The organism is Bradyrhizobium sp. G127 (genome assembly GCF_021502575.1).
Taxonomy (GTDB): Bacteria; Pseudomonadota; Alphaproteobacteria; order Rhizobiales; family Xanthobacteraceae; genus Afipia.
The window spans coordinates 1,085,730-1,110,011 of the sequence record NZ_JAKFGN010000001.1 but is presented as its reverse complement, the minus strand read 5'-3'; the positions used below and the strand labels follow the sequence as shown (position 1 = coordinate 1,110,011).

Annotated in this window: 27 protein-coding genes; 17 read left to right on the top strand and 10 right to left on the bottom strand. The window is 62.2% G+C overall.

Features of this window, described 5'->3' with window-relative positions; translation table 11 throughout:
- Nucleotides 1-6: 6 nt before the first annotated feature.
- Nucleotides 7-330 (top strand): YnfA family protein, encoded by a 324-nt coding sequence (locus LVY71_RS05375; RefSeq protein ID WP_235098783.1) that lies wholly within the window; start codon nt 7-9, stop codon nt 328-330.
- 217 nt (nt 331-547) lie between these two features.
- Nucleotides 548-1,651: an SbmA/BacA-like family transporter gene (locus LVY71_RS05370; protein ID WP_235098782.1), complete on the top strand. Its 1,104-nt coding sequence runs from the start codon at nt 548-550 to the stop codon at nt 1,649-1,651.
- A 90-nt stretch (nt 1,652-1,741) separates the two neighbouring features.
- Here the strand turns inward: LVY71_RS05370 and LVY71_RS05365 are convergent, their stop codons facing one another.
- From LVY71_RS05365 to LVY71_RS05355, 3 genes are all read right to left on the bottom strand, one after another.
- A complete protein-coding gene (locus LVY71_RS05365) occupies nt 1,742-2,128 on the bottom strand; it encodes a DUF1236 domain-containing protein (protein ID WP_235098781.1) in 387 nt (128 codons plus the stop codon).
- A 254-nt stretch (nt 2,129-2,382) separates the two neighbouring features.
- A complete protein-coding gene (locus LVY71_RS05360) occupies nt 2,383-4,065 on the bottom strand; it encodes an SGNH/GDSL hydrolase family protein (RefSeq protein ID WP_235098780.1) in 1,683 nt (560 codons plus the stop codon).
- Nucleotides 4,066-4,168: 103 nt separating this feature from the next.
- A complete protein-coding gene (locus tag LVY71_RS05355) occupies nt 4,169-4,330 on the bottom strand; it encodes a winged helix-turn-helix transcriptional regulator (protein ID WP_502797534.1) in 162 nt (53 codons plus the stop codon).
- Between the two features lie 177 nt (nt 4,331-4,507).
- Here LVY71_RS05355 and LVY71_RS05350 point away from each other — a divergent pair, with 177 nt between their 5' ends.
- Complete coding sequence (locus tag LVY71_RS05350) at nt 4,508-4,834, top strand: nuclear transport factor 2 family protein (protein ID WP_235098779.1); 327 nt, start codon at nt 4,508-4,510, stop codon at nt 4,832-4,834.
- Between the two features lie 32 nt (nt 4,835-4,866).
- On the opposite strand, the gene LVY71_RS05345 is transcribed toward LVY71_RS05350, so the two are convergent.
- On the bottom strand, nt 4,867-6,213 hold the full coding sequence (locus LVY71_RS05345; RefSeq protein ID WP_502797533.1) for a lytic murein transglycosylase: 1,347 nt from the start codon (nt 6,211-6,213) through the stop codon (nt 4,867-4,869).
- Between the two features lie 138 nt (nt 6,214-6,351).
- The gene (locus tag LVY71_RS05340; protein ID WP_235098777.1) at nt 6,352-7,377 is read right to left on the bottom strand and encodes an aldo/keto reductase; all 1,026 of its coding nucleotides are present in this window, start codon (nt 7,375-7,377) and stop codon (nt 6,352-6,354) included.
- A gap of 271 nt (nt 7,378-7,648) precedes the next feature.
- Between LVY71_RS05340 and galU the strand changes: the two genes are divergently transcribed.
- The 3 genes from galU (at nt 7,649) to LVY71_RS05325 (ending at nt 10,641) form a co-directional block, all read left to right on the top strand.
- Entirely contained in the window at nt 7,649-8,521 is an 873-nt protein-coding gene (gene galU / locus LVY71_RS05335; RefSeq protein ID WP_235098776.1) for a UTP--glucose-1-phosphate uridylyltransferase GalU, read from the top strand.
- 42 nt (nt 8,522-8,563) lie between these two features.
- On the top strand, nt 8,564-9,715 hold the full coding sequence (locus LVY71_RS05330; protein ID WP_235098775.1) for an OpgC domain-containing protein: 1,152 nt from the start codon (nt 8,564-8,566) through the stop codon (nt 9,713-9,715).
- Nucleotides 9,716-9,894: 179 nt separating this feature from the next.
- A complete protein-coding gene (locus tag LVY71_RS05325) occupies nt 9,895-10,641 on the top strand; it encodes a DUF5131 family protein (protein ID WP_235098774.1) in 747 nt (248 codons plus the stop codon).
- Here the strand turns inward: LVY71_RS05325 and LVY71_RS05320 are convergent.
- Complete coding sequence (locus LVY71_RS05320; RefSeq protein ID WP_235098773.1) at nt 10,638-11,462, bottom strand: three-Cys-motif partner protein TcmP; 825 nt, start codon at nt 11,460-11,462, stop codon at nt 10,638-10,640. The two genes, LVY71_RS05325 and LVY71_RS05320, sit on opposite strands and share 4 nt — an antisense overlap.
- Nucleotides 11,463-12,133: 671 nt before the next feature.
- Between LVY71_RS05320 and LVY71_RS05315 the strand changes: the two genes are divergently transcribed.
- The 6 genes from LVY71_RS05315 to LVY71_RS05290 all read left to right on the top strand — a co-directional run bounded on the left by LVY71_RS05315 (nt 12,134) and on the right by LVY71_RS05290 (nt 15,878).
- Nucleotides 12,134-13,177, top strand: a complete 1,044-nt coding sequence (locus tag LVY71_RS05315) for a sensor histidine kinase (protein ID WP_235098770.1) — start codon at nt 12,134-12,136, stop codon at nt 13,175-13,177.
- A 127-nt stretch (nt 13,178-13,304) separates the two neighbouring features.
- Complete coding sequence (msrA, locus tag LVY71_RS05310) at nt 13,305-14,021, top strand: peptide-methionine (S)-S-oxide reductase MsrA (protein WP_235098769.1); 717 nt, start codon at nt 13,305-13,307, stop codon at nt 14,019-14,021.
- Between the two features lie 33 nt (nt 14,022-14,054).
- Complete coding sequence (msrB, locus tag LVY71_RS05305; RefSeq protein ID WP_235098767.1) at nt 14,055-14,474, top strand: peptide-methionine (R)-S-oxide reductase MsrB; 420 nt, start codon at nt 14,055-14,057, stop codon at nt 14,472-14,474.
- Between the two features lie 135 nt (nt 14,475-14,609).
- Complete coding sequence (locus tag LVY71_RS05300; RefSeq protein ID WP_235098765.1) at nt 14,610-15,002, top strand: hypothetical protein; 393 nt, start codon at nt 14,610-14,612, stop codon at nt 15,000-15,002.
- A 90-nt stretch (nt 15,003-15,092) separates the two neighbouring features.
- Nucleotides 15,093-15,257, top strand: a complete 165-nt coding sequence (locus tag LVY71_RS05295; protein ID WP_235098763.1) for a DUF3309 family protein — start codon at nt 15,093-15,095, stop codon at nt 15,255-15,257.
- A gap of 282 nt (nt 15,258-15,539) precedes the next feature.
- Nucleotides 15,540-15,878, top strand: coding sequence for a hypothetical protein (locus LVY71_RS05290; RefSeq protein ID WP_235098761.1), 339 nt, complete (start codon nt 15,540-15,542; stop codon nt 15,876-15,878).
- Nucleotides 15,879-15,919: 41 nt separating this feature from the next.
- On the opposite strand, the gene LVY71_RS05285 is transcribed toward LVY71_RS05290, so the two are convergent.
- Nucleotides 15,920-16,474 carry a DUF4112 domain-containing protein gene (locus LVY71_RS05285; RefSeq protein WP_235098759.1) on the bottom strand — a complete coding sequence of 185 codons (555 nt, stop codon included), beginning with the start codon at nt 16,472-16,474 and terminating at the stop codon, nt 15,920-15,922.
- 109 nt (nt 16,475-16,583) lie between these two features.
- Between LVY71_RS05285 and greA the strand changes: the two genes are divergently transcribed.
- Nucleotides 16,584-17,048: a transcription elongation factor GreA gene (gene greA, locus LVY71_RS05280; protein WP_235098757.1), complete on the top strand. Its 465-nt coding sequence runs from the start codon at nt 16,584-16,586 to the stop codon at nt 17,046-17,048.
- A gap of 30 nt (nt 17,049-17,078) precedes the next feature.
- On the opposite strand, the gene LVY71_RS05275 is transcribed toward greA, so the two are convergent.
- Entirely contained in the window at nt 17,079-17,402 is a 324-nt protein-coding gene (locus LVY71_RS05275; RefSeq protein ID WP_235098755.1) for a hypothetical protein, read from the bottom strand.
- A 586-nt stretch (nt 17,403-17,988) separates the two neighbouring features.
- On the opposite strand from LVY71_RS05275, the gene LVY71_RS05270 reads away from it, so the two are divergent.
- Nucleotides 17,989-19,689: an AIPR family protein gene (locus LVY71_RS05270; protein ID WP_235098754.1), complete on the top strand. Its 1,701-nt coding sequence runs from the start codon at nt 17,989-17,991 to the stop codon at nt 19,687-19,689.
- Nucleotides 19,690-19,736: 47 nt separating this feature from the next.
- Here the strand turns inward: LVY71_RS05270 and LVY71_RS05265 are convergent, their stop codons facing one another.
- Nucleotides 19,737-20,417, bottom strand: coding sequence for a hypothetical protein (locus LVY71_RS05265; protein WP_235098752.1), 681 nt, complete (start codon nt 20,415-20,417; stop codon nt 19,737-19,739).
- 345 nt (nt 20,418-20,762) lie between these two features.
- Between LVY71_RS05265 and LVY71_RS05260 the strand changes: the two genes are divergently transcribed.
- The 3 genes from LVY71_RS05260 (at nt 20,763) to LVY71_RS05250 (ending at nt 22,171) form a co-directional block, all read left to right on the top strand.
- The gene (locus LVY71_RS05260; protein WP_235098750.1) at nt 20,763-21,086 is read left to right on the top strand and encodes a hypothetical protein; all 324 of its coding nucleotides are present in this window, start codon (nt 20,763-20,765) and stop codon (nt 21,084-21,086) included.
- Nucleotides 21,087-21,303: 217 nt separating this feature from the next.
- On the top strand, nt 21,304-21,528 hold the full coding sequence (locus LVY71_RS05255; RefSeq protein WP_235098748.1) for a hypothetical protein: 225 nt from the start codon (nt 21,304-21,306) through the stop codon (nt 21,526-21,528).
- A 403-nt stretch (nt 21,529-21,931) separates the two neighbouring features.
- Nucleotides 21,932-22,171 carry a DUF2171 domain-containing protein gene (locus LVY71_RS05250; RefSeq protein ID WP_235098746.1) on the top strand — a complete coding sequence of 80 codons (240 nt, stop codon included), beginning with the start codon at nt 21,932-21,934 and terminating at the stop codon, nt 22,169-22,171.
- Nucleotides 22,172-22,218: 47 nt separating this feature from the next.
- Here LVY71_RS05250 and LVY71_RS05245 read toward each other — a convergent pair whose 3' ends face one another.
- Nucleotides 22,219-23,433 (bottom strand): GGDEF domain-containing protein, encoded by a 1,215-nt coding sequence (locus LVY71_RS05245; protein WP_235098744.1) that lies wholly within the window; start codon nt 23,431-23,433, stop codon nt 22,219-22,221.
- Nucleotides 23,434-24,282 lie beyond the last annotated feature (849 nt).

The following is a 24,282-nucleotide window of genomic DNA, read 5'->3' as shown; positions in this document are numbered from 1 at the left end:
GCCCTCATGACAGCCCTCATCTATATCGCGGCAGCCCTCGCCGAAATCGGGGGCTGTTTTGCGTTCTGGGTGTGGTTGCGGCTCGGCAAATCCGTCTGGTGGATTGTGCCCGGCACGGCATCGCTGCTGCTGTTCGCCTATCTCCTGACGCTTGTGCCAAGCGACGCTGCCGGACGCGCCTTCGCGGCCTATGGCGGCGTTTACATCGTCGCGTCGCTGGCGTGGCTCTGGGCGGTGGAAGGCGTCCGACCCGACCGCTGGGATGTGGCCGGCGCGGCCCTTTGTCTGGCGGGGGCCGCGGTCATTCTGCTTGGCCCGCGCACGGCCTAAAACAGCCGGATGCGTGATCTGAATCAATCGGCTTTGGGACGTGCGTATAAAATGGATATGGCCTGAAATCAGTATCGAGCGAGCTGCTGTGGGCCTCCGTCGCCGGAACGCAAACGGGGCCTGTTCGCTTCAGTCCCCCGAGCGGGAGTCGTATCATCCTTAGCGACAAGCGAGCAGAGACCACGCCGAGAAGGATATGTGAAGCTGTCGAGTCCCGATGACCGATCCTGACGTCATTCGTCCCGACCAGAGACACCTGCTCGGCCGCTTCTGGGCGAGCGCTTCGGGTTTCTGGAGCGGGCCTTCGGCTTGGCGCGTCTGGCTTCTGTGCCTCACCGCCATAAGTATCGTGATCGCCCAGTTGGCCGTGCAGTACCAGTTGAACTACTGGAATCGCGATTTCTTCGATGCGCTGGAGCAAAGAAATCACGCGGCGCTTCGCTATGCCATTCTGCTGTTCTTTCCACTGGTGGCAGCAAGCACCCTGCTTGCGGTGGCGTCGGTTTGGGCGAGAATGACGATCCAGCGCAACTGGCGCGGCTACCTGACCCGGCAGTTGCTGGTCAACTGGCTTACGGACCGCCACTATCGATCGCTCGGACATCTCAACGGGACGGACCTGCCCCGGAATGCGGAACACCGGATCTCGGAAGATGCGCGGGTGGCGACGGACGCGCCCGTCGACCTCTCCCTCTCGCTGGTCTCCTCGCTTCTCACCCTGATCGTCTTCTTCCAGGTTCTCGCCAGTCTGGGCGGGACGCTTGTCCTCCAGGGCGCGGGGCTGCGCATCGCAATTCCCGGCTATCTCGCCATCTCGGTCCTGATCTATTCCGGCGTCGTCGTCACCGTGGTTCTGGTGATGGGACGTCGGCTGACCGCGGTGATTCAGGATCAGATCCAGGCGGAGGCAGCCTTCCGCTCGTCAGCCAATCTGGTGCGGGAAAGCGGCGAAGGGATTCTGCTGCGCGACATCGAGAGCGAGGACCGCCATGAACTATGGCTCGGCCTGCGGAATGTCATCGAACATTGGCGCAGGCTGTGCTGGCAGCTCATTCGAATCACATTCGTCTCGCAAACCAACTTGCTGCTCGCACCGGTGATAGGCCTGCTGCTGTGCGTGCCGAAATATCTGGCGGGAGACATGTCGCTCGGAGAAGTGACGCAGGCGGCCGCCGCTTTCGCCACCGTGCAGGGCGCATTGAACTGGTTCGTGGATAATTTTCAGCGGATGGCGGACTGGCGATCGGCGGCCAGCCGGGTTGCGGCGCTGCTGCTGGCGATCGACGACTTGAAGGAGAATGTAAAATCCCGCGGAAAATGAGCGCGTCCGACTCGGTCTCGGCGCAGGCGAAAAGCCCCGCCGCGCGGACGGGGCTTTCCTGTTGGTTCACTGGAGCGAACGCGTCCGGGTTTACTCGATCACGCGAATCACGCGACGGGTGCGCGGCTCGACGATCACACGCCGGTCATTGACGACCGCATAGCGATACTCGGCGTGTGACGGCACCGCGCGCAGTTCGACGTAATCCGGTAGCGGTTCGCCGACCACCACGCGTTCACGCACCACAACCGACGGCCCGGGCAGACCGGTCACCGCTGAAATCACGGCTGCCGGAATATCGACTGCGGTGCCGACCGCGGCACCCACCGTTCCACCGACAGCGCCGCCAACCGGACCGCCGATGGCGTTACCGGTCGCTGCGCCATCGCGCGCGCCTTCAACCGTCGCGCTCTGCGCGAGAGCGAAGCCCGGCGTCAGCGCAATCGCCGCGACTGCCATTGCCATACGAATCTCCATGTCATCCTCCATCGTTGAGAGGGTGACCAACGGCGCGCGGCAACGGGCGTTCCAAACATCGCGCGCGGGAACCCGCAAATTTTGCGCGGGAATCCGGAACCAGACTTAATTTTTCTGAATCCAGAATTGATACACGCAACTGCGGAATCGCGAGTCGGTGTTCCTGCACAAGGAACAGCAGGTCGCTAAATTATCGCTGACGCAATCCAGATGGCGCATTCCGGCGGAAGTCTGCGCCAGTGCGGACCTTCGTCCTACCAGCGCCCGAACAGGCCGCCGAATCCGAAGCCCGAGCCGCCGACATTTGCCGGAGGCCTCGGGAATCCGTCGCGGCCCACGGTCTGCTGGCGTGGACGAACGGCGAAGCCCGGCGGCACCCGGCTGGTATCCTGCGCGATAAAGCCCTCTGGCGGTTGGGCAGGCCTCTTGGGTTTCGGCTTCGGGGCTACAGTCCCGTCGGGCGAGGCGGCCGCAACGGCGGGATCGCTGGGCGGCGCACTGAGCGCGCCCACTTCGCGGCGCGGCCAGGAGAAATCGTCAGCGCGTCCGGCTGGCGGCGCGAGCGGTTCGCCCTTCACCAGCGTGCGCGCCGCAAGCGCATCCACCGACGCGGGCCGCGTGCCGACGCCGCCGAGCAGTTCGTCGGTGCCGACCGATGACGCCACCAGCGGAATCACCGGCCCCATCAGCGGGCGCGGACCGGCCTCGCCCGGCCGGATGTTGGAATCCGGCGAGAAGGATTCGCTCGGCAGCGCGATCGGGCCCGAACGCGCTGCCAGCACGCGGCGGATTTCGCGTTCGGTATAGTGCGCCAGCTTGCGTGCGCCGGCCTTGGTAAAATAGACGCCGTCATTGGAGCGCAGTCGGCGGGTCTGGCCTTCGAAGTCCGGGCCCTGCTGCGCGAACCGCCCGGCTTCATCGACGAAGCCATCCCAGACATCGACGTAGGTGATGCCGGTCTTGCCGGCGACGTCACGATAGAGCGCGTCGAGGAACAGCATGTCCGAGGTGGCCTTCGGTCCCCGCACGGCCGGCAGGCCGACCCACAGCACCGGGACGCCCTTGGATTTCAGGACCGCGACCATTTCCTCGATCTTCTTGGTGTAGAGCTCGACCCAGCGCTCCTCGCGGAAATCATAACTGCCGCTCGCCGAGCGCGCCTTCTCCGGCGCCGCGATCTGCGGCGTGTCATCATCGTCGTCGGGCGCGACCTCGGTCTCCGCCGGTTTGGCCTCGGCTGGCTTGTTGTCCGCAGTCTTGTTGTCTGCAGCAGCGTCGGCGGGCTTGTCGCCGGGCTTCGCGACATCGGCCTCATTCGGCTTGGCGCCCTTCTTCGCGCCCTTGGCCTTGTCGCCGGGCTTTTCGCCCGGCTTGGCGTCGGCCTTCTTTTCCACTGCGGGTTCGCGGATTGGAATGCGGTCGTTGAGACCGAGCATGACGACGATAACGTCCGGCTTCTCGGTGGCGAGAATGCCCTTCGCCGCAGCGACCCAGTCCGACGGTTCGCCCTTGGGCTGGTACTTCAAAAGACCGGACACCGTCTTGTGCTTGCGGATGACGCCGAGTTCGGGCGTTTCCGCCAGCGCGTCTTCAAGGCCGTAGGCCAGCCAGTCCGCCATTGCGTCGCCGAGCACCAGCACATTCTGCTCGGGGATCGTATCGCGCTTGGCGGGCGCGGGTGCCCGTGAATAATCCACACGCGGCGCCTGCTGCTGCTGGCCCGGGCCGAACGTATCGCTGAACGGCGAGAAAAATCCTCCGCCTCCGCCCGGTGCGCCGCGCGGCGGCTGGGGCCGCTGCGGGCGACCGAAACCGAAATCGAAGAATTGCGCTGAAGCCGGCCCGGCCACGCCAAACAGCATGACTCCCGCGACCGCCAGAACGATCAGTGGGCCGCGTTCGGTCAAGAGGCGCAGGAATGAAGTCGGTTTCGGCATATGGCTCACAGGGGCCTGGACAATCGATACGTTGAAATAATAGCAGATTCAGGCCCCAACGGGGCGAAATCGCGGGTCATAAACAGGGCATGCCGGGGCGGCGTCAAGGGCCGGAATCGGCTGTATCCGGGGCCTCCGACCAGGTCAGGAGCGCATCGAGCGCCCGACACAACGCCTGGCCCCGCTCGGTCAGGGCATATTCGACTTTCGGGGCACGTGCGGATGGACGATCCGCAGCACCATGCCGTCGTCGAAAATTTACCAATTCCGCTCGATGCCATTGGCCGTCATCGGCGTGTGGTGTTGGTTACGCTTACCTGAAGGTGCGCGGGTTACGTCCGGGTGCGTTCTTGTCATGTCCCGAACGTATTCCCATCCTCATGACCGCACGATCCAGCCGCCTCGGCGGCCTGCCATTCACCGTCACGTCAGAGGAAATCCCATGTCCGTTCAACTTCCAAAACCCATCGATACCTACATCGCGTCCGAAAACGCCGGCGACATGGATACGCTGACGGCCTGCTTTGCCTCTGACGCCGTCGTCCACGACGAAGGGCGCACGATCCAGGGCCATGCGGCCATCCGGGAGTGGATGACCGGGTCGCGGGAAAAATATCATCACACTGTCGAGCCGGTCGCAGTCACCACAAAGAACGGCAAGATCGTCATGACCGGAAAAGTGTCGGGCACATTTCCCAACAGTCCGGTCAATCTCAATTTCAATTTCGGCGTGACCGACGGCAAGATCTCGTCGCTGGAGATCGGGTGAAACTCGTCGGCGCGCTTTGACGCCGACGAAGGTCAGCGTCCGCGCAGCCGGTCCAGTATGCCCGATGAGGCGAAGCCGTCGGCGGGCAAGCCCGCCGCGGCTTGGAAACTGCGCAGGGCTTTGCGGGTTTCGCCGCCGAGATTGCCGTCGGGTTCGCCGCGATAGAACCCTCGCTGCGCCAGCAACTGCTGCAACTCGAACCGCTCGTCGCGGGACAGCACCCGCTCCTGCCGCGGCCATTGCTGCACGAACGGCGTGCCGCCACGCAGGCGATCCGCGAAGTGACCAATCGCCAGCGCGTAGGCTTCGGACGGATTGTAGCGCATGATGGAGCGGAAATTTCCCAGCATCAGAAAGCCCGGACCATCCGCGCCGGCAGGCGCCAACAGGAAGGCCTTGTCGGTGGTGCGCGGAAACGGCTTGCCGCCGGCGCGGCGAACGCCGAGATGCTCCCACTGCGCGATGGTGTAGTTCTTGGCGCGGTCGGCATGGAGATAATTGAAGCCCTGCGGCACTTCGACTTCGTAGCCCCAGGTCTGTCCCTGCGCCCAGCCGTCCTTTTTGAACTTCGCCGCGGTGGACGCGATGATATCCGGAATGTCGTCCACGGTGTTGCGCTTGCCGTCGCCGTCGAAGTCCACCGCAAAGCGCTTGAACGCCGTCGGCATGAACTGCGTCGCGCCGAACGCACCTGCCCACGAGCCGCGCATCTGCTGTGGCGTCAGGTCGCCGCGATGGAGAATTTCCAGCGCCGCGAGAAACTCGTCCTTGAAGTAGCCCTGACGGCGGCCGACGCAGGCCAGCGTCGCGGTCGAGTTCAGCACGCTGCGGTCGCCGCCCTGCGTGCCGTAGTTTGATTCAATGCCCCAGATCGCCGCGATGATGTAGCGATCGACGCCATAGGCTTTTTCGGCCGCGGCAAAGGTTGCGGCGTTTTTCGCCAACACTTCGCGGCCGCGCGCAATGCGCGCATCGGTGACCAGAATATCGAGATAGTCCCACACCGCCTTGGTGAACTCGGGCTGCGAATCCATCAGATCCATGATGCGCAGATCCGGCGAGAGGTCCGCCGTGAAGCGTTCGAAACTCTGTTGGGAAATTCCGCGCCGTGCGGCGTCGGGCCACATCCCGGCGACGCAGCGGTCGAAATTCTGCGCCGAGCGGCGAATGGCGTCGGCCGTCATCAGGGGATGGCCGGATGCGCCGTCTTCCCCGCTCCACTCCTTGGGCGGCGCGGCCTGCGCCATCCGGCGCGGCGGCGGCGCGACCTGACGCGGCATGGAGGGTGTCTGGTTGATCGAGCCGGTAATTTCCGCGCGCGACTGCAACGGGCCGCGTCCGGTGGCGGTCTGCGCATGGGCGCTTACCGCCATCAGCATTGCTGCCGCCGCTACAAATGTCCCTGATTGACGCATCGCCGCCCGCACCCTGAAAACCGCACCCAAAGACCTAGAAGGCCCGGTGAGGGTTTCCAAAAGACTAACAGAACGGCAATTCTTGACGCAAAATTGTCGCGGTTACACCGGCGGCGGGTTGCGCTCGGTGAACGTCGTGCGCTGGTGCCAGTAGGGATAGGGCAGCGTCACCTTGCTGGCCTCGTCCAGCTTCGCCACCTGCTCCTTGCTCAGGTTCCAGCCGATCGCGCCGAGGTTCTGCTTGAGCTGCTCCTCATTGCGCGCGCCGATGATGACGGTGGACACCGTCGGCCGCTGCAACAGCCAGTTCAGCGCAATCTGCGGCACGGTCTTGCCGGTCTCCTTGGCGATCTCGTCGATCGCATCGACCACGCGATAGACCTGCTCGTCGGGCACCGGCGGGCCCATCTCGGCGGTGGTGTCGAGGCGGCTCACCTCGGGCTTCGGCTGACCGCGGCGGATTTTGCCGGTGAGACGGCCCCAGCCGAGCGGCGACCACACCACAGCGCCAATGCCCTGATCGAGACCGAGCGGCATCAGCTCCCATTCGTAATCGCGGCCGACCAGCGAGTAATAGGTCTGGTTGGCGACATAGCGCGGATACCCATGCTTGTCGGCGACATTGAGCGCCTTCATCAGGTGCCAGCCGGAGAAATTCGAGACGCCGACATAACGGATCTTGCCCGCGCGCACCAGCACATCGAGCGTGGACAACACCTCTTCCGGCGGCGTCATGGCGTCGAAGCCGTGCAGTTGAAACAGATCGATGTAATCGGTGCCGAGCCGCTTCAGCGAGGCCTCGACGCTCGACGTCAGATGCTGGCGCGAGGAGCCGACATCGTTGAGCGCGTCGGAAAAGCGGAACGTCGCCTTGGTGGAGATCAGCGCCTTGTCGCGGCGGCCCTTCAGCGCCTCGCCCAGCACGCGCTCGGATTCACCGCGCGAATAGACGTCGGCGGTGTCGAACATTGACACGCCCGCATCGAAGCACAGATCGAGCAGCCGCCGCGCCTCGGTGGCGTCGGTCTTGCCCCAGCCGGCGAGACGGCCGACGCCGCCGAAGGTGCCGGTGCCGAACGAGAACACGGGAACGGTGAGGCCCGAAGCCCCGAGACGGCGGTATTCCATGGATGGTCTCCTGAATGCTTGATCTTAAGGAGTGAAGAGAAATCGGCTGCCGGGCGGCGCCGTGAAGGAAGGCCGGGCAAGACTAGGCCCGGCCATGCAGCCGCGCCAGCGCATGCCCGCGCATGGGAGCCGCCACAAAAAATCCGCAGACCGCTCACGCGCCGTTCATCCAATAACCTTTACGGAACTCCCTGCCCGCCAAGCGGTTTTTCAACACCGCAAAACCTGCTACCACCCACCCACGTCTTTTCACGACATATCAAAGAGCCTCATGAAAATCCGCAAAGCCGTCTTCCCCGTCGCCGGTCTCGGCACCCGCTTCCTGCCCGCCACCAAGGCCATGCCGAAGGAAATGCTCACCGTGGTCGACCGCCCGCTGATCCAGCATGTGGTGGACGAGGCGCTGGAAGCCGGCATCGAGCATCTCGTGTTCGTCACCGGGCGCAACAAGGGCGTGATCGAGGACCATTTCGACCGGCCCTACGAACTCGAGGACACGCTGAAGGAGCGCAACAAGCTCAAGGAAATGGACATCCTGGAGCGCGACCAGCCGAAGGCGGGCGCGACCTCGTTCACCCGCCAGCAGGCGCCACTTGGACTGGGCCATGCGGTGTGGTGCGCGCGCGACATCATCGGCAACGAGCCGTTTGCCGTGTTGCTGCCGGACGTGCTGGTGAAGCATCGCCCAAGCGGCCTCAAGCAGATGATCGACGCCGCCAACGCCGCGGGCGCCGACAAGGCCAACATCATCGCGGTGGAAGAAGTGCCGATGGATCAGGTCCACATGTACGGCGTGGTCGGCGTTGGAAAACCTAAAGGCGAGATGTTCGAACTCAACGGCATGGTGGAGAAGCCGAAGAAGGAAGTCGCGCCCTCGAACCTCTCGATCACCGGGCGCTACATCCTGCAGCCGGAAATCTTCAACGTGCTGGAAACCCAGGCCAAGGGCGCGGGCGGCGAAATCCAGCTCACCGACGCCATGCTCGGCCTTGCGAAAAGCCAGGCGTTCTACGGCTTCAAGTTCAAGGGCAAGAGCTACGACTGCGGCTCGAAGTCCGGCTTCCTCGCCGCCAACATCGCCTACGCGATGGACCGCGACGACCTGCGCGACGAGCTGCGCGCGGAAATGAAGAAATATCTGTGAGCGCGCCGCGCGCCGCATTCTCTCTCACTACAGGCCGCAGCGATGGCTAGCCGCGCCGCGCTCCCGCAATCACACGGCGGGACCGCGACGCAGCCGCGCGACCTGCGGCTCGATCTGTTCCGCGGTATCGCGCTGTGGTTCATCTTCCTCGATCACGTGCCGAACAACATCGGCGAATGGCTGACGCTGCGCAATTACGGCTTCAGCGACACCACCGAAATCTTCTTCTTCGTGTCCGGCTATACCTGCGCGCTGGCCTATGGCCGCGACCTGAAGCAACAGGGCTTTCTCCATGCCCTCGCCCGCAGCGTGCGGCGCGGGCTCGAAATCTACGCCGCCTTCCTGCTGCTGATCGTCGTCTTCGTCGCAATCATCTATGCGGTGAACGGCGCGGACCGCGCGACGCTGGACGACACCAACACCGCCGTGCTGTTCGCAGCCCCCGGCAACGCGCTGATGCACGCGGCGCTGCTGCATTACATGCCGGTGAACACCGACGTGCTGCCGACCTTCGCGCTGCTGCATCTCATGTGCGCGCCGCTGTTGTGGCTGATGTCGCGCGCGGCGACGCTGGTGGCGTTCGCGGGATCGCTGGTGCTCTACATTCTGGTGCAGGTCTCGGGATTCAATCTGACGACATGGCCGAAGGGCGAATGGTTCTTCAATCCGCTGGCCTGGCAATTGCTGTTCGTGTTCGGCGCATGGGCGGCGATGGGCGGCGCGGAACGGCTGACGCCGCTGCTGCGTTCGCGCGCGGTCTTCGCGCTGGCCGCAGGCTATCTGCTGTTCAGCTTCGCCGTGGTGCTGAGCTGGCACGTCAAGCCGCTGGAAACCTTCATTCCCGAAGCGATCAAGGCGCTGATCTATCCGATCGACAAGAGCGGCCTCGATCCGCTGCGCGCGCTGCATTTCGCGGCGCTGGCCGTGGTCGGGCTGCGGCTGATGCCGCACGACTGGCGTTGGCTGCAGTCGCGGGCCGCGCGCGGCGCGATCCGCTGCGGCGAGCAATCGCTGGCGATCTATTGCCTCGGCGTGCCGCTGGCCTTTGTCGCGGGCCAGATGCTGAAAGCATGGTCCGGCGGCGTTGCGATGCAGCTTGCGATCAGCGCGCTCGGCGTCGCGGTCATGATCGCGGTGGCGACGCTGATGACGGCGACGGAAAAGGCGGCGGGCGGACGACCGAAGCTGTTTTAGCAAAAACGACTGCGGCTCGAGTCCGGCTTCTTCGCCGCCAACATTGCCAATGGGATGGGATCGTGAAGACCTGCGCAGCAATCTGCTGACGGAGATGGAGCAGTATATTTGATTGGACGGATTATTTAAGAATCTTAAATTAACCGCCGTTTGCAACCATAGTAACCAATGGAGGCACCATGGGCGAAACGTCAATCGAATGGACCGACGCTACCTGGAATCCGGTGGCTGGATGTACCGTGCTCACCGCCGGGTGCACGAACTGTTATGCCATGCGGATGGCCGCGCGCCTTGAGGCGATGGGAACGGACAAGTATCGCGGACTAACACGCAAAAGCGGCGGCAGGGCAAAATGGACCGGAAAAATCACACTGGATCATAAAGCGCTTTCTATTCCAAGGACTTGGTCCAAACCGCGTCGCGTATTTGTAAATTCCATGTCCGACTTGTTTCATCCGGACGTACCTGCCGATTTCATCGGAGAAGTATGGAATGTGATGGCCGCCACGCCTCGGCACACATATCAAATTCTAACAAAGCGCCCTGATCGCATGGCGGTGATTGTTCCCGACTTGCAGAGGTTGGCAAATGTCTGGCTTGGAACGAGCGTTGAGGATGATCGTGTGCTCCACCGTATTGATGAATTGCGGACAATCCCGGCCTTCGTGCGCTTTATATCATTCGAGCCGCTAATCGGTTCAGTTGCCGATGCTGACTTGACAGAGATTCATTGGGCGATCGTCGGGGGCGAGAGCGGACCACAGGCGCGAAACATGGAGCCCGTTTGGGTTGAAGAAATTGAATCGCTGTGCCGCGAGTCCGGCACGGCATTTTTCTTCAAGCAGTGGGGTGGAAAAAACAAGAAAGCAACTGGACGAACCTTGCACGGTCGCACTTACGACGAAATGCCAAACGTCTCAGCTTAGTCAAAGAGCGAACCTTGTCCGGCTTTATTTACAGCGGTTTTCCAGAATTTATGTGCTAGGTCGTTTTTTGCAATCAGTGTGAGCCAATAAAGGTGCTGTCCTTGTTCGCCGGTGATCAATTCCGTAGCGGCAGACGCTGAGATACCTAACTCCTCAACTCTCTTACGCCAATAACTGAAAACAAGCCGCCGAACAGTTGAGTGGCTTTGCGATGTGTCTATGGCTGCTCGCCATCCAGGCGCGAAGTTATCGAAATCGTCCTGCTGGGCGCGAATATTCATTTTTGCGTTGCGCTGTAAGTCCATTTTGCTGATATGGACGAGAATGTCGATATATCTAAGTCCCGCAAATGTTCTTAGAATTTCGAAATCGAAAGCGCCCAAGCTGTAGGGATCAACGAAGCAGAAGTGAAGTCCGTGCGGACTTAGGTACGATCTAATCTTACGCGCTGCGGTGATCGCGTCACCCTCGACTTCGATGACAGGTGCCCCCGCCTTCCTGAGCCGTCCCGCGGCAAGATCGCGACGTTCAGGATCCAAGTCTGCAATATAAACTGCCGAAAATGGCGTAGCCTTCTGACTTTCTTTCCAAGCCGCGACACACGATCCATCGATATATTCACCAGTGCTACGAACTCTTGAGCGGCCTGGCCCACAGAACAAATCGATATAGGTTGCACCACCTTTGGTCGGACCAATCCACTTTGATCTAACCCCACGCGAAATGTCTAAATACCTGCAAAGCGAAGATAACTTGTCTTTTGCCCAGACACCGACTTCCTCAACTTTCCACCCGTCGTCGCCATCTATTAAGCCGGCCATGCTGTACCCGTTCAGTCATCACGCTCGCCACCACAATATCGATAAATGGAACATTTGCCCCCGGATTGACAATTTATCTATATAGGCTTATATTCCTATTGCTTCGTTCATGAGGGGCGCTTCCGGAGGCGGTCTTGAAGTGGAATGAAGCGCGGCGCCCGCGCGCGTGGTTCGCAGCCATGCTCCCGGGAGGCTGAGGGTCACCGTCCGGGCTCACTACGGAGCTCTGCCGTTAGCGGCTGGACGAGGTGGCGGACGAAGGCGGAGAAATCCCGCCGGATCAGGGCGCGCCGCGCCCGTCCCCACCCGGAAGTGCGGTCCCTTCGCCTTAAGACGCCGCAGCGGATGTTTGCCGCAGCTTCGGCTGCGGCGAGGATTCGCGCGTTGCGTATCGCGCAGGCTCGGGCCTCGCTCACGCGCAACGTCGGTGGAGCGCCGCAAGGCGATGCGCTCTCCGCCGAGCCGCCTTCGCAAGCGGCAAGGCGAAGGGCGACGACAACCATGTTGCGCCTTGCGGCGCTCCATTCCCCTCACTGTTTGAGGGGGAAACCAAACGCCCACCCCGCGCACGGCGCGGGAACGATGGCGCATGTCTTCTTGCGCGAAGGGGGCAAGCCCCAAGCGCGAGGGCTGTCTGACAATTGAATCAAAACCAGAATGACGCGCGGCGTTTGCGCGCGGCCGCGGCGGCGACAAATCACCGCGCTGTGTGCACCAGCAGACAGAAAATGCGGCGCTGGAATGGTTTGCTGTTTTATGAAAAGCTCACGGGCGGGCAGGATGTCGTGGCTATTTGGCGTTTTCCATATCGGCGGGTCGAGCCTGGCTTCCTGGGGTCGCTGGCGTTCGCTCTGGTGTTCGTCGCGCTCGCGGTGGTGGCCCGCCTTCTGCTGGGCCTGATCGGATCGACGCTGTATTTCGCCGCGTTCTTTCCCGCGGTGCTGGTCTGCACGCTGATCGCCGGCCGGCTGGCGGGCCTGCTCGCGATCCCGCTGTCGATCGCCGCGGTGTGGTGGGCGTTCATTCCGCCGGCCTATGCGTTCGGGCGGCTCTCGCCGGCCGACATCGCCAATTTCACCATGTTCGCGCTGTCGAGCCTCTTGGTGGTGGTGCTCGCGGTCAATCACCGGCGCAACGTGTTCGCGCTGGAGGACCGGGAGCAGCAGCGCGAACTGCTGGTCAACGAGCTCGAACACCGCAGCAGGAACATGCTCGCGGTCATGGCGTCGCTGGTGGTGCAGACCATCACCGACAAGGACGAGGCCGACACGCTGATCAGCCGCATGCGCGTCAGCGCCGACAATCAGGATCTGCTCGACGAGCACGGCGGCGCGACGGACGTGCGCGCGCTGTTCACGGCGTCGGTACAGGACCGCTACGGCGCGAGCCGGATCGCGCTGACCGGGCCGGACCTCGAACTGAGCTGCCGGCAGGCGCGCGGCCTGCGCATTGTGTTTCATGAAATGACCACCAATGCGGTCAAGTACGGCGCGCTGTCGGACGCCGCGGGCCGGGTGGAGATTATCTGGTCGGTGGACGGGCGCACGCTGGTGATCGACTGGCGCGAAACCGGCGGGCCGCGCGTCGCACCACCCGCCCGGCACAATTTCGGTTCCAAGCTGATCGACATCACGTTGAAGCAGATGAACGCCCGGCTCGAACCGACCTTCGCGGAAACCGGCTATTGCTACCGGATTGCGCTGCCGCTCGCCTGACGCCGGGCTTTAGGCCAATCTCACGTTTTTGTGTGGAATTTTGCCGTAACGCCGGGGTCTATTCCGCGTATCTCAGGGACTGGCGAGCGCGCCGGTTATCCGCTCAAGACCACCGCAGGGGACCATCATGGACCGCACACAATTCCGCCGCACCGCCCTCGCCTTTGCCGCCGCAGGCGTGCTTGCGCTCGGCTGGTTCGCAGCACCATCCCGCGCCGCCGAGGACGCTTTCATCATTCCGCCGCCGGCCAGCGACGTCGCGCCCGCCGAGGGACTGAAGACGTTCGTGCTCGCGGGTGGCTGCTTCTGGGGCGTGCAGGGCGTCTATCAGCACACCAGGGGCGTGACCAAGGCGGTCTCCGGCTATGCCGGCGGCAAGGCCGACACCGCGCAATACGAAATCGTCGGCAGCGGTCGCACCGGCCACGCCGAAGCGGTGCAGATCACCTACGATCCGAAACAGGTGACGCTCGGCAAACTGTTGCAGATCTATTTCTCGGTGGCGCACGATCCGACCCAGCTCAACCGCCAGGGCCCCGACTCCGGCACGCAATATCGCTCTACCGTGTTCACCTCGGACCCCGCCGAGCGCAAGCTGGTGGAAGCCTATATCGCGCAACTCAACGCGGCGAAGGTCTACCCCAAGAAGATCGCCACCACGCTCGAGCCGCTGAACGGATTCTATCCGGCGGAGGAATATCACCAGGACTACCTGACGCTGCACCCCAGCCAGCCCTATATTGTGATCAACGATTTGCCGAAGATCGAAAACCTGAAAAAGATCTTCGCGGACAATTATCGCGACAAGCCGGCGCTGGTGCGCGACGCGCGCGCCTCGAACTGAGCGCGGCAACACACAACGAGAAGAGGATCGACAATGACCGATACCAGGACGAAGCCCGGCTCCGGCATCATCGAGAAGTCGGAGAGCGAGTGGCGCAAGGACCTGACGCCGATGCAGTACGCCGTGCTGCGCGAGAAGGCGACCGAGCGGCCGTTCACCGGCGAGTATGATCACTCGTTCGAGCCGGGCACCTATGTCTGCGCCGGCTGCGGGCAGACGCTGTTCGAATCCGACGACAAATTCGATTCCGGCTGCGGCTGGCCGGCGTTCTCCGCGCCCGCCGATGGCGACGCGGTCGCTGAAGAGCGCGACATGTCTCACGGCATGGTGCGCACGGAAGTGTTGTGCGCGAAATGCAACGGCCACCTCGGCCACGTGTTCGAGGACGGCCCCGGCCCCACCGGCCTGCGCTACTGCATCAACTCGGCCGCGCTGAAACATTCGCCGAAGTAAATCGCAGCCCTTGCAAAGGTGACATGCGCGACGTGCGGCCTTGCCGCGCGCCGCCCGTGACCTATGTGACGTGTCCGTTCGTATGCCCACAATAAGAAACGCGTCACGTCGACTTGATCTGTCAGGAAATTCCGCATGTCCGCCCGCTCGCGCCAGGTCGTTCTGGCCATTGGCCTTACCGGTCTTCTGATCGACGCCGTCGCCTCCCACCCCGCCTTTGGCGTGAACAAGGTGACGCTTTTCAAGGTGGTGACGCCGCAAAACGAAATCGTGATCGGGATCACCAGGGCCGAGCTGGCGGAAATGCACGGCAAGACCGCCGAGGCGGTGACCAGGGCGCTCAACGACGCCGGCGAGTTGCAGGCCTGGCAGTACGAGCCCCGGACCGGCGCCGGCGGAGCGCTGGAGGAAGCGCCGATCCGCAAGGTCGAGATTGCCGCCGGTCCCGCCACCCGCATCGAGCCTTACACCACGGCCCACACCGTTCTCCCCATCACCGATGAAATCATGATCGAGGCGATCCGCTAGCGCGCCGTCAGGAACCGAAGCGGCGCGCGGCGCTTGTCTTCCCGGAAGGCTGGGGCGCTGACGCCGCCGCCGGGGCCAAGGAGGCGCACCATGTCCATCGGACTGATACTCGTTATTATCCTGATCATTTTTCTGCTCGGCGGCTTCAGCGGCCGGTTCGGCGGCTACGGTTACGGCCTCGGCCACGGCGGAATGGGCATCGGCGGCACCATTCTGGTGATCCTCATCATCCTGCTTCTACTGGGTAAAATCTGACAATGTCGCGGGCCGCGGCCTCAGGCTGCGGCCCGGCGAGCCCACCGCCCGCGCGGCGCCCTTTTTCGCGTTCGCTAGCGCATTGAAAATCAAGGACTTATTTGGCGCGACGGGAACGCTCCAATACCATTCATCATAGCCCCTATGACGGGTCGCAATTGGCGAAAAAAGGCCTATATTGGAGTCTGTTCTGGAATGAATGACCCGGGCCGCGCGACACGCACGACAGACTCGTCCCCCGGTCGCATTTTTCACCGACACCACATCAAGAAGGCCGAGATCATGGCTGCGTTCAACTACAACACCGAAGCCGAACTCTTTCCTGCGGCGATCCGCAAGAAGAAGCGCGCGGGCTTTGCCTATCGCCGGTTTCCGACCGCAGCCGAGGCCGTGCAGTTCGCGATCGAACAGCTTCCGGCCGACAGCCTGAACGGGGCCTACCTCCAGGTGGACGAGGCCCGCTTCGACCAGAGCGGCATCCGCACGCTGTATGAAGCCCCGGAATTTCCGCTTCAGCGCAACCGGCCGGAGCCGGTTGCGGCACCCGTGGTGGAAGAAGCCGAAGCCGTGACCCCGGCGCCGGCGCCTGCCCCGCGCAAGAAAGCCGCCGCCGCCGGCTAAACACGACGTCTCGCGATCGGCCGAAATGACAGCCGCGCGCGTTACAGCCGCGGCTGCTTTTCCATCCACTTCCTGAGCATGCGGATGTTGCGCACGTTGGCGCGGAACATGACGTCGAACGCGTCGCCCGCGAACGGCACCAGCCCGACCACGCCGTCCAGCGCGACATTGCCCAGCATCCGCGCCACCAGATATTTCGGCGCGCCGAGCGCGCGGGCCTCGCGCACGATCCACAGCGAGATCGCGGTGGTGAGCAAATCGCCGACGATCGGCACCAGACCGATCAGCCCGTCGATGCCGTAGCGGATGTTGGTGCCCGGCAGCACAAAGGCGACATCGAGCAGTTTCGACAGCGCATCGATCCGCGCGAAGCGCTGCTCGCGGGTGAGCGGGCCGAACGACAATCCGCTCAGCGACTGAAATTCGAACACGGTCCCCGCGCCCGCCCCGCCGGCGGCGAACGGACCCGACGCGGTGAAGCCGCCGCGTCCGCCCATACCCTGACGCACCTCGTTGCCGTCCTGATCGATGATCGGCGGACGCCGCGCGCCGGGGCGGCGCGTGGTGGTACGGTCGAAGATGCTGTCGTCGGTCATATCCATCCTTCCGGTCACAAGGCCCACAGATAGGAACGCATCGGCCCCCCGCAAGTTGCGTCAAACGCGCGCGGCTTAAAATCGCAATCCGGCCCCCATATGGAGAGCCATGAGCAGAGCATTCGTCAAGGAACAGGACGCCGACAGCGTCATCGACCTGCCCGACAGGCCGGTCTCGGAGCACCCGAACGACGTGACGGCCGAAGGCCTCGCGCTGATCGAGGCTGAACTCGCGCGCGCGCAGCAGGCGCATGCGGAGGCGCAGGCCGCCAGCGATCGCGACGCGCTGGCGCGGGCGACGCGCGAGATGCGCTACTGGGACGCGCGGCGCGCGACCGCGCATGTGGTGGCGCCGAACGAGGACACCACGCAGGTCCGTTTCGGCCACACCGTGACGCTGGCGCGCGACGACGGCCGCACACAGATGTTCCGCATCGTCGGCGAAGACGAAGCCGATCCCGCGAAGGGCACGCTGTCGCATGTCTCGCCGCTGGCGCGCGCGCTGTTCGGCAAGATCGTCGGCGACACGGTGCGCGCCGGCGCGCACGAGCTTGAGATTCTCGCCATCGCGTAAGGCCGCGCGGCGCACGCTCGCGACTGCTCGTCACCAGACCCCGCGCCGTTCCAGGTACCATTCGGCGATCTGCTTCATCCGCGCGTTGACGTCCGCAATTTCCTCCGGCGACGCCTCGGCGCGCGACATGCCGTGGAGCTGACAGATCATGTCCGGCCCCTGGCAGCAGCGCGCGCGGCGGCATTGTTTGACGGGACAGCCGCGCCAGTCCTCGAACAGGTTGGAGACGAGACGCATGACGCACGCCATGCCCCTGTCCGACAGCAGCAGCTCCGGCGTAGCACCGGTCTCCTTCACGAGCTCCTCCAGCGCGTCGTCGATCATCTGCATCGTCCTGCTCTTTGTCGCCTTCATTGCTGTCTCCTTGCTGCATGACTGGGTGCGGACCACGCGCGCGCCGTCGCTTTCCCGCGCGAAAAACGCGGATGTCCGTTCACCGATGTTTTCAAACCGTGTGCCGCCTCTCGATGAAGAGAGGGAGGAGGAGCGCCGAAAGACGCGCCTTGAAGTTTAAAGTGCGCGGCCGGCATCGTGTCGCCACGAGAGGCTGACCGCGAAACGCCTTTCAGCGCTCCGCCGCGGCGATTTCTGTCCTCGGGATCGCACTTCCGGGACAGGACGGACGCGGCGCGTCCTGATCCGGCGGGATTTCCCCGCCTTCATCCTGTCCTCGTCCAGCCGCTAACGGCAGAGCTCCATAGTGAGCCCGGACGATGACCCGAGGCCTCCCGGGAGCGAAGGAGGACGTCCCTCCTTGCGCGCGCAGGCGCCGCATCCCGCCCCGCGCATCGAAGCGTCCCAGGACACGCCCCTCAAGTGAGGCGGGATGGCATGAGGATGGATTAGGTCGAGAAGAATGTCAAGGATTATTTTCCTACCACTATAAGGTGTATGGTCTGCTGCTAGGTTGTGGCAATCTTCTCTAACGAGGGGGCGACTCATGGACAAAATAACTCAAGGATTGTTGACCGAGTTTACGGATCAATTCGATTTGGTGGGAATGGAAGAATCCGAACGCTTTGAGGCGTTCGCCACGTTCTTAGCTACGAGGAAGCATTATAGCGAAGCACCGTTCGATCCGCCCGATCTTGTTGTTGGAAAAGGCGGAGATACTGGAATCGACGGAATCGCAATCATTGTGAATAACAGCCTGATAAGCGACTTAGATTCCATCGAGGATTTGGTCGAAATTAACGGCTACCTCGAAACAACATTTGTTTTCGTTCAAGCCGAACGCTCCGAAGGATTCGATGGAGGGAAAATCGGAACATTCGGAGCAGGTGTGCAAGATTTTTTTGGCAAGGGAAAATTGGAAAGAAACGACCAGATCAAATCTGCCGTTGAAATTATGGAAGCTATCTACAAGCGCAGCGGCAAATTCTCAAAAGGTAATCCGCTTTGCTACATGTATTACGTCACCACTGGAAAATGGCTTGGCGATAAAAACCTCGTGGCAAGAGCGTCTGCCGAGGTGGAAGAATTAAAAGCGACTGGTCTGTTCAAAAATGTGGAGTTCGTTCCTGTAGGGGCAGATCAGGTACAAAAACTTTATAATCAAACAAAAAACTCCATCTCTCGAGAGTTTGATTTTCCACAACGCACCGTTATTCCGGAAATTGCGGGAGTGAAAGAAGCGTATCTGGGTTTGCTTCCTGCCAAGGTGTTTTTGTCCTTGGTAAGCGATGACGACAAAGACATCATCAAAAGTCTATTTTATGAAAACGTCCGCGACTGGGAAGGCTACAACGCGATAAATGCCGAGATACGCGAAACCTTGAAATCCGAAGCGCGCGGTAGATTTCCATTGATGAACAACGGAGTAACAATCATTGCAAAATCGCTATTTGCAACAGGCAACAAATTTACGATGGCAGATTTTCAGGTGGTCAACGGCTGCCAAACAAGTCACGTACTACATGACAATGAGGAACTGCTAACGGATGACGTTAGAATTCCCGTTCGTATCATCTCGACAAAGGATGAGGCTGTAACAGAATCTGTAATCACAGCAACAAATCGGCAAACCGCCGTAAAACCCGATCAATTCTTCGCACTTAAAGATTTTGCTAAGCGACTAGAAGAGTTTTTCAAGCGTTTCGACGCAGACCATCGTTTGTACTATGAGCGCCGCACGCATCAATATGACAGCGAAGAAATCGTAAAGTCTCGTATTGTGGGCCACCAAGATTTGGTGCGAGCGATGGGAGCCATGTTTTTAAACGAGCCAAATCGCACAACACGAAATTATAAATTACTCGCCGAACGTGTGGGCAGGGACATTTTTCGAGACGGCGACAAAATGGAGCCATATTACGTTGCGGCATATTCCGCCTATCGGCTTGCTAGATTATTCACGACCAAGAAAATACCATCAAAGTATGTTCCGGGACGTTACCATATCTTGCTGGCAGCGCGGCTTGTCATGGATCCGAAAGCACAATCGCAAATGAATTCGGCAGAGATGGCGAAACGTAGCGAGACAATGATTCAAAGACTCTGGAAAGAAGCTGATGAAATTCTCGCAAAAGCAATCGCTGTTGTCGACAAAGTTGCGGAGGGAAACTGGGATCGCGATCACATTCGAACGCAGCCAATAACTGACAAAATTCTTGCTCAGTTTGGTTTGAAAGGAGGAGGATGAGGATTTTTATTGAGCATCACTCCGAAATTATAGGGGAAGTCAGGCGCTCACATCGCCACTTTGATTTCCATCCCCTCGCCGACGCCGCTTGCCGCGCCTTCGACGCCATCGGGCTTCTGCCAGTCGCCCTCGTATGAATATGTCTTCGGACGCGCGGGGGCTTTCAGCCTGAACAGCCAGGTCGGGCCATCGCCGATGGTCACCGCCAGCGTGCGCTGGTCGGTGGCGCGATAGACCTCGACGCTTGAGTACGCCTGCGCGCGGCCGTCCTTGACGGTCCAGTCCGGCACGCCGTAGGGCGACGACTTGCGCGTTTCCTTGTCGCTGCGCAGCTCGATCACGATTGTCTTGTCCTTGCCCGGCGCGGCTGTGCCCGGCGGCAGGCGGATCTGCGCGTTGAGCCACATCGCGCCGCCGCCCGAGACAATGTCGTCGCGGGTGCGGATCATCTCGAACACGACGCCGCCCGCGATCAGCGCCGCGACGCCGGCAAGCGTGAGCAGGAAAAACCGTTTGCGCTTCGCAAGGTCCTCGCGGTAGCGCGCCGACATCCGGTAGCCGAACAACCCGCCGCAGATCAGCCCGAGCGGCGCGCCGGTGAACACGCCGAAGATGGCCGACGAGCCTTCCATGTTGCGGAAGCCGAACAGCGGGCCGAGTTCGGTCGCGGTCACCATGCCAACGGCGAGGCCGATCACGCCCCACACCAGAACGATCAGGAATGTCATGTCGCCCGCCCCGGACTTTCAGCCGGAGCAGTTTACACCACGCGCCGCACGTTCGGCTACGCCATCATCGGCGCGAGACGGCACCCGTCAGTTCAGGACCATGCCGAACAGAAACAGGATCGCCAGCCCCGCGAAGGCGTAACGCAGCGGCCGGTCTTCCGCGATCTTGTCGATGAGCTTCATGAGTTAGCCCTCTTGCCCCGTCAAAAAATGACAAAACCGGGGCGGCGGGTTCGTTCCACGCGCGCACAGTTTATTTTGCGGCGCGCGCGGCAGCGGCGGCGCCGCTGCGGAACATTTGCGGCGCTGATCGATTGATCCGGCAGTCATTTGAAAGGATCGGTCATGAAAAAAATGGTCATTGCCCTCGCGACTGTCGCGACGATCGCCGCGATTTCCGCCCCCGCCGAAGCGCGCGGCGGCCGTAACGCTGCCGCCATCGGTCTCGGCATTGCCGCCGGCGCGATCGCAGCCGGCGTTGCCGCAAACTCGTACAACTCCTATGGCGGCCCGGCCTATTACGGCGGCCCGACGTATTACAGCGAGCCGAGCTATGGCTATGCCGAGCCCGCCTATTACGGACCGGGCTACTATCGCCAGCGCAGCTATCAGCGCAATCACAGCAACGACCCGAACCCGGTCGATATGAATCCTTACAATCCGTGGTAACCGCGCCCCGGTAACAGCGGACGACGCGAAAAGCCCGGATCACGCTCCGGGCTTTTTTCGTGCCGTGATCGTCGCTGCCGGTTTCATTCGCGTGCACGCGGCGCGTTGAGTTTGGCGCATGCGCACCGGATGTTTTGCGGGAGAGAGAAATTGTTCTCTTGACGTGACTAGAACAAAAAGAGAACATGCGCGCCACACATTAATACGGACCATCGCCATGTTGGACAATCTCGCCTCCGACCCGCAGTCGGAATCGGAGCGGCTGGATATTGCCGCCGATCAGGCCATCGCGGCATGCGGCGGCGACCTGCGCAGCACCGTGCGCGCGCTGATCCTCGCCAACGAATTCCTGGAATACGAACTGTGCGAGATGTTCAAGGCGGTGACCAACGGCCGGTCGCGCGGACGGCAATCGCGCACCGGCACCGACTGGTTCGACTGACGCGATGCGCACCCGCTCACGGCGCGGCATGAAAAATCGCCGGACCCTGCGGCCCGGCGATGGTGTCTTGCCGTGGAATGCGAGGCGGGCGCGCTACTTCTTGCCGCCCTTGCTCTGCTGATAGCTGGAGCCCGCACCCTTCGGCGCGTTCTTGTCCGCTTTCGGTTTCTTGGCTTCCTTGTTGCCCTTGTCCTTGCCTTTGGCCATCGCGTCCTCCTGTTGCCGAACCATCTCGCGCCGACGACGCTAGCACCATTCTGATGCACACCGCGCATCAATCTGGCGTGCGGCGCCGGCAAAGCGCCGCGGCCCGCCGAACGCTTTGGCCGCCCGCGCGTTAAGGCAGGTCACCAAAGAGCAGATCGCCAAAGAAATGGGTCACATTGTCACGAAAGGACATTGCATGAGCGCGAATGCCATCAAGGAGCACATGGAAGTCATCGGCGCCGACGGCGTGCATGTCGGCACGGTCGATCGCCTCGAAGGCGGACGGATCAAGCTGACCAGGGCCGACAGCGGCGAAGGCAGCCACAAGGGCCATCATCACTATATCGATCAGGGGCTGGTGGCCGGCGTCGAAGGCAACAAGGTGCGGCTGTCGGCCAATGCCGATGTCGCGGTGACGTTCGAGGAAGAGAAATAGCTGTTTGTCAGCGGCCGGGGCGCATTGCGCCTCGGCTGTCCTGAGGGTCAGGCCGATTTGCGCAGCACCGGTTCGGCTTCCAGCGGTGTCGCGTCGAACACCGCATAGCCGTTCTTGCCGTCGTTCTTGGCCATGTAGAGCGCCCGGTCGGCAGCCGCGATCAGCCGTTCCGAATGCAGGGCGATCTCGGGCCGCCACTGCGCGACGCCGATGGAGGCGGACAGCGCCAGCGGCGCGCCGTTCCATTGCACGGCCTCGTTCTGGCAGGCTTCCAGCACATGGCGGGCGACCATCGCGCCTTCGCGCAGCGTGGTCGACGGCAGCACCACGCAGAATTCGTCGCCGCCCATCCGCGCCAGCAGATCCCCCTTGCGCAGCCGGCTTTGCGCGGCGCGGGTGAACAGCCGCAGGCATTCGTCTCCGGCGGCATGGCCGTTGGCGTCGTTGATGTCCTTGAAGCCGTCGAGATCGATCATCAGCACGGCGAAAGCCTCGCCCGACCGGTTCGAGCGCGCGCATTCTTCGTCGAGCCGCACCAGCAACTGGCGGCGGTTGGCCGCGCCGGTGAGGTCGTCGAACATCGCCAGATCGGCGACTTCGGCGCGCAGCCGGTCGATCCCCATCAGCAGGAAGCCGCAGTTCCACATCATCGACAGGAACACCAGACTGAGGATCAGCGCCGCCTGGAACTGGTTGAAGTCGATCAGCGAGACCGGGCCGCCGATGTTCAGCAGCGCCGCGATCGAACGCATCACGTAGACCGCGATCATCAGGATCGCGATCGAAGCCGTCAGTCGCGCGCCGGGCTGCGTGCGTCCGTTGCGGCGGGACAGCAGCAGCGGCAGCGTCATCGCGACCGGCACCGCCTGGCATCCCGAATAGATCAGGATGCGCATCGTCATGTTGTCCTGCCAGACGAAATAGGACAAGCCCGCGACGTTGATGCCGAGGAACACAAACGTCGAGCGCCACGACACCGGCGCGCCGAAAAACCGCCGGATGCCCATGGCGGCAAGGCAGACCGCGAGAACCAGCAGCGAGCCGCCGAGCAGAAGCGGAATCAGCATCAGGGCGGGCGTTTGCGGATCGAGGAAGCCGCGCGTCATGGCGACGGCGGCGCCAAGCGCCGCGAAAAAGGCCGATGCGGCCCAGAACCGCGCGGCGTCGAGATTGGGATAGCTGCGGGCGACGTAGATCCACACCGTCCCGAGCGCGACGAAGTTGATGACGAACACGATCCAGAGCGTGGGGACACTCAGCATGGACGAATCCAGGGTGCGCGGCTGCCCGCGTCTTCTGCCCTGGTCCTGCAACTGGTCATCGCCCGATCCATCTGCCCGCTCTCCGACGCCGCATCCTTGCGGAATCTGCCTCCCCCGAAGCTAGCCGCATCCTGTCAGACGCGCGCTTAACGGAGTCTGACCGCGACGGGATAAACCGCGCCGTGGTTGTGAATTGATGAAGATCACCGGCACGCATGGAACCCGAATGCCGTTCACCTCCACCTCGCGCCAACGCGAAGGCAAAGCGAAACACTTTGCCGCGTGTTAACCCTGAGCGCGTGAAAGCCTCCGTCCACAGGAAAAATGCCCGGCGGCGTCATCAATCCGGCACACCGCTGAAAAACAGGCGACAAATTTCAGCGAATCGGCTCGGATCGGAATCGAGGCTGCGCACTGGCCCATCGCCGAGCATGCCTCACGACGTTGACGTCAACTCAAACCCTGTGAGGGATGTTATGGCGAAGAAAGCCAAGAAGGCGAAGAAGACGGTCAAGAAGGCCAAAAAGGTCAAGAAGGCCAAGAAGAAGTAGTTTTAGTCATTTGAAGTGGCTCGGGCGGAGCTGCTTCGCCCGAGCTGCCGGTTGAGCCTGCTCCCGGCCCGCGCGTTTCGCGCCCGACATTCTCTCCCTTTTATAATTCCTCTCTCGTCCATCACCTGCGCTTTCCGCGCGGCCCGCATCTGCCGTCAGCGACGCGCGCGTTGCGGAACGGCGTCACCAATCGACTTCATGCTCATGTCTGCTTCAAGCCGCTGTTCCAGTGCGGGATTTCGAGCCGCTCGCTGTCAGGCGGCGCCGCGCCCGCGCCCCGCAACAGTTAGCCGTTGAC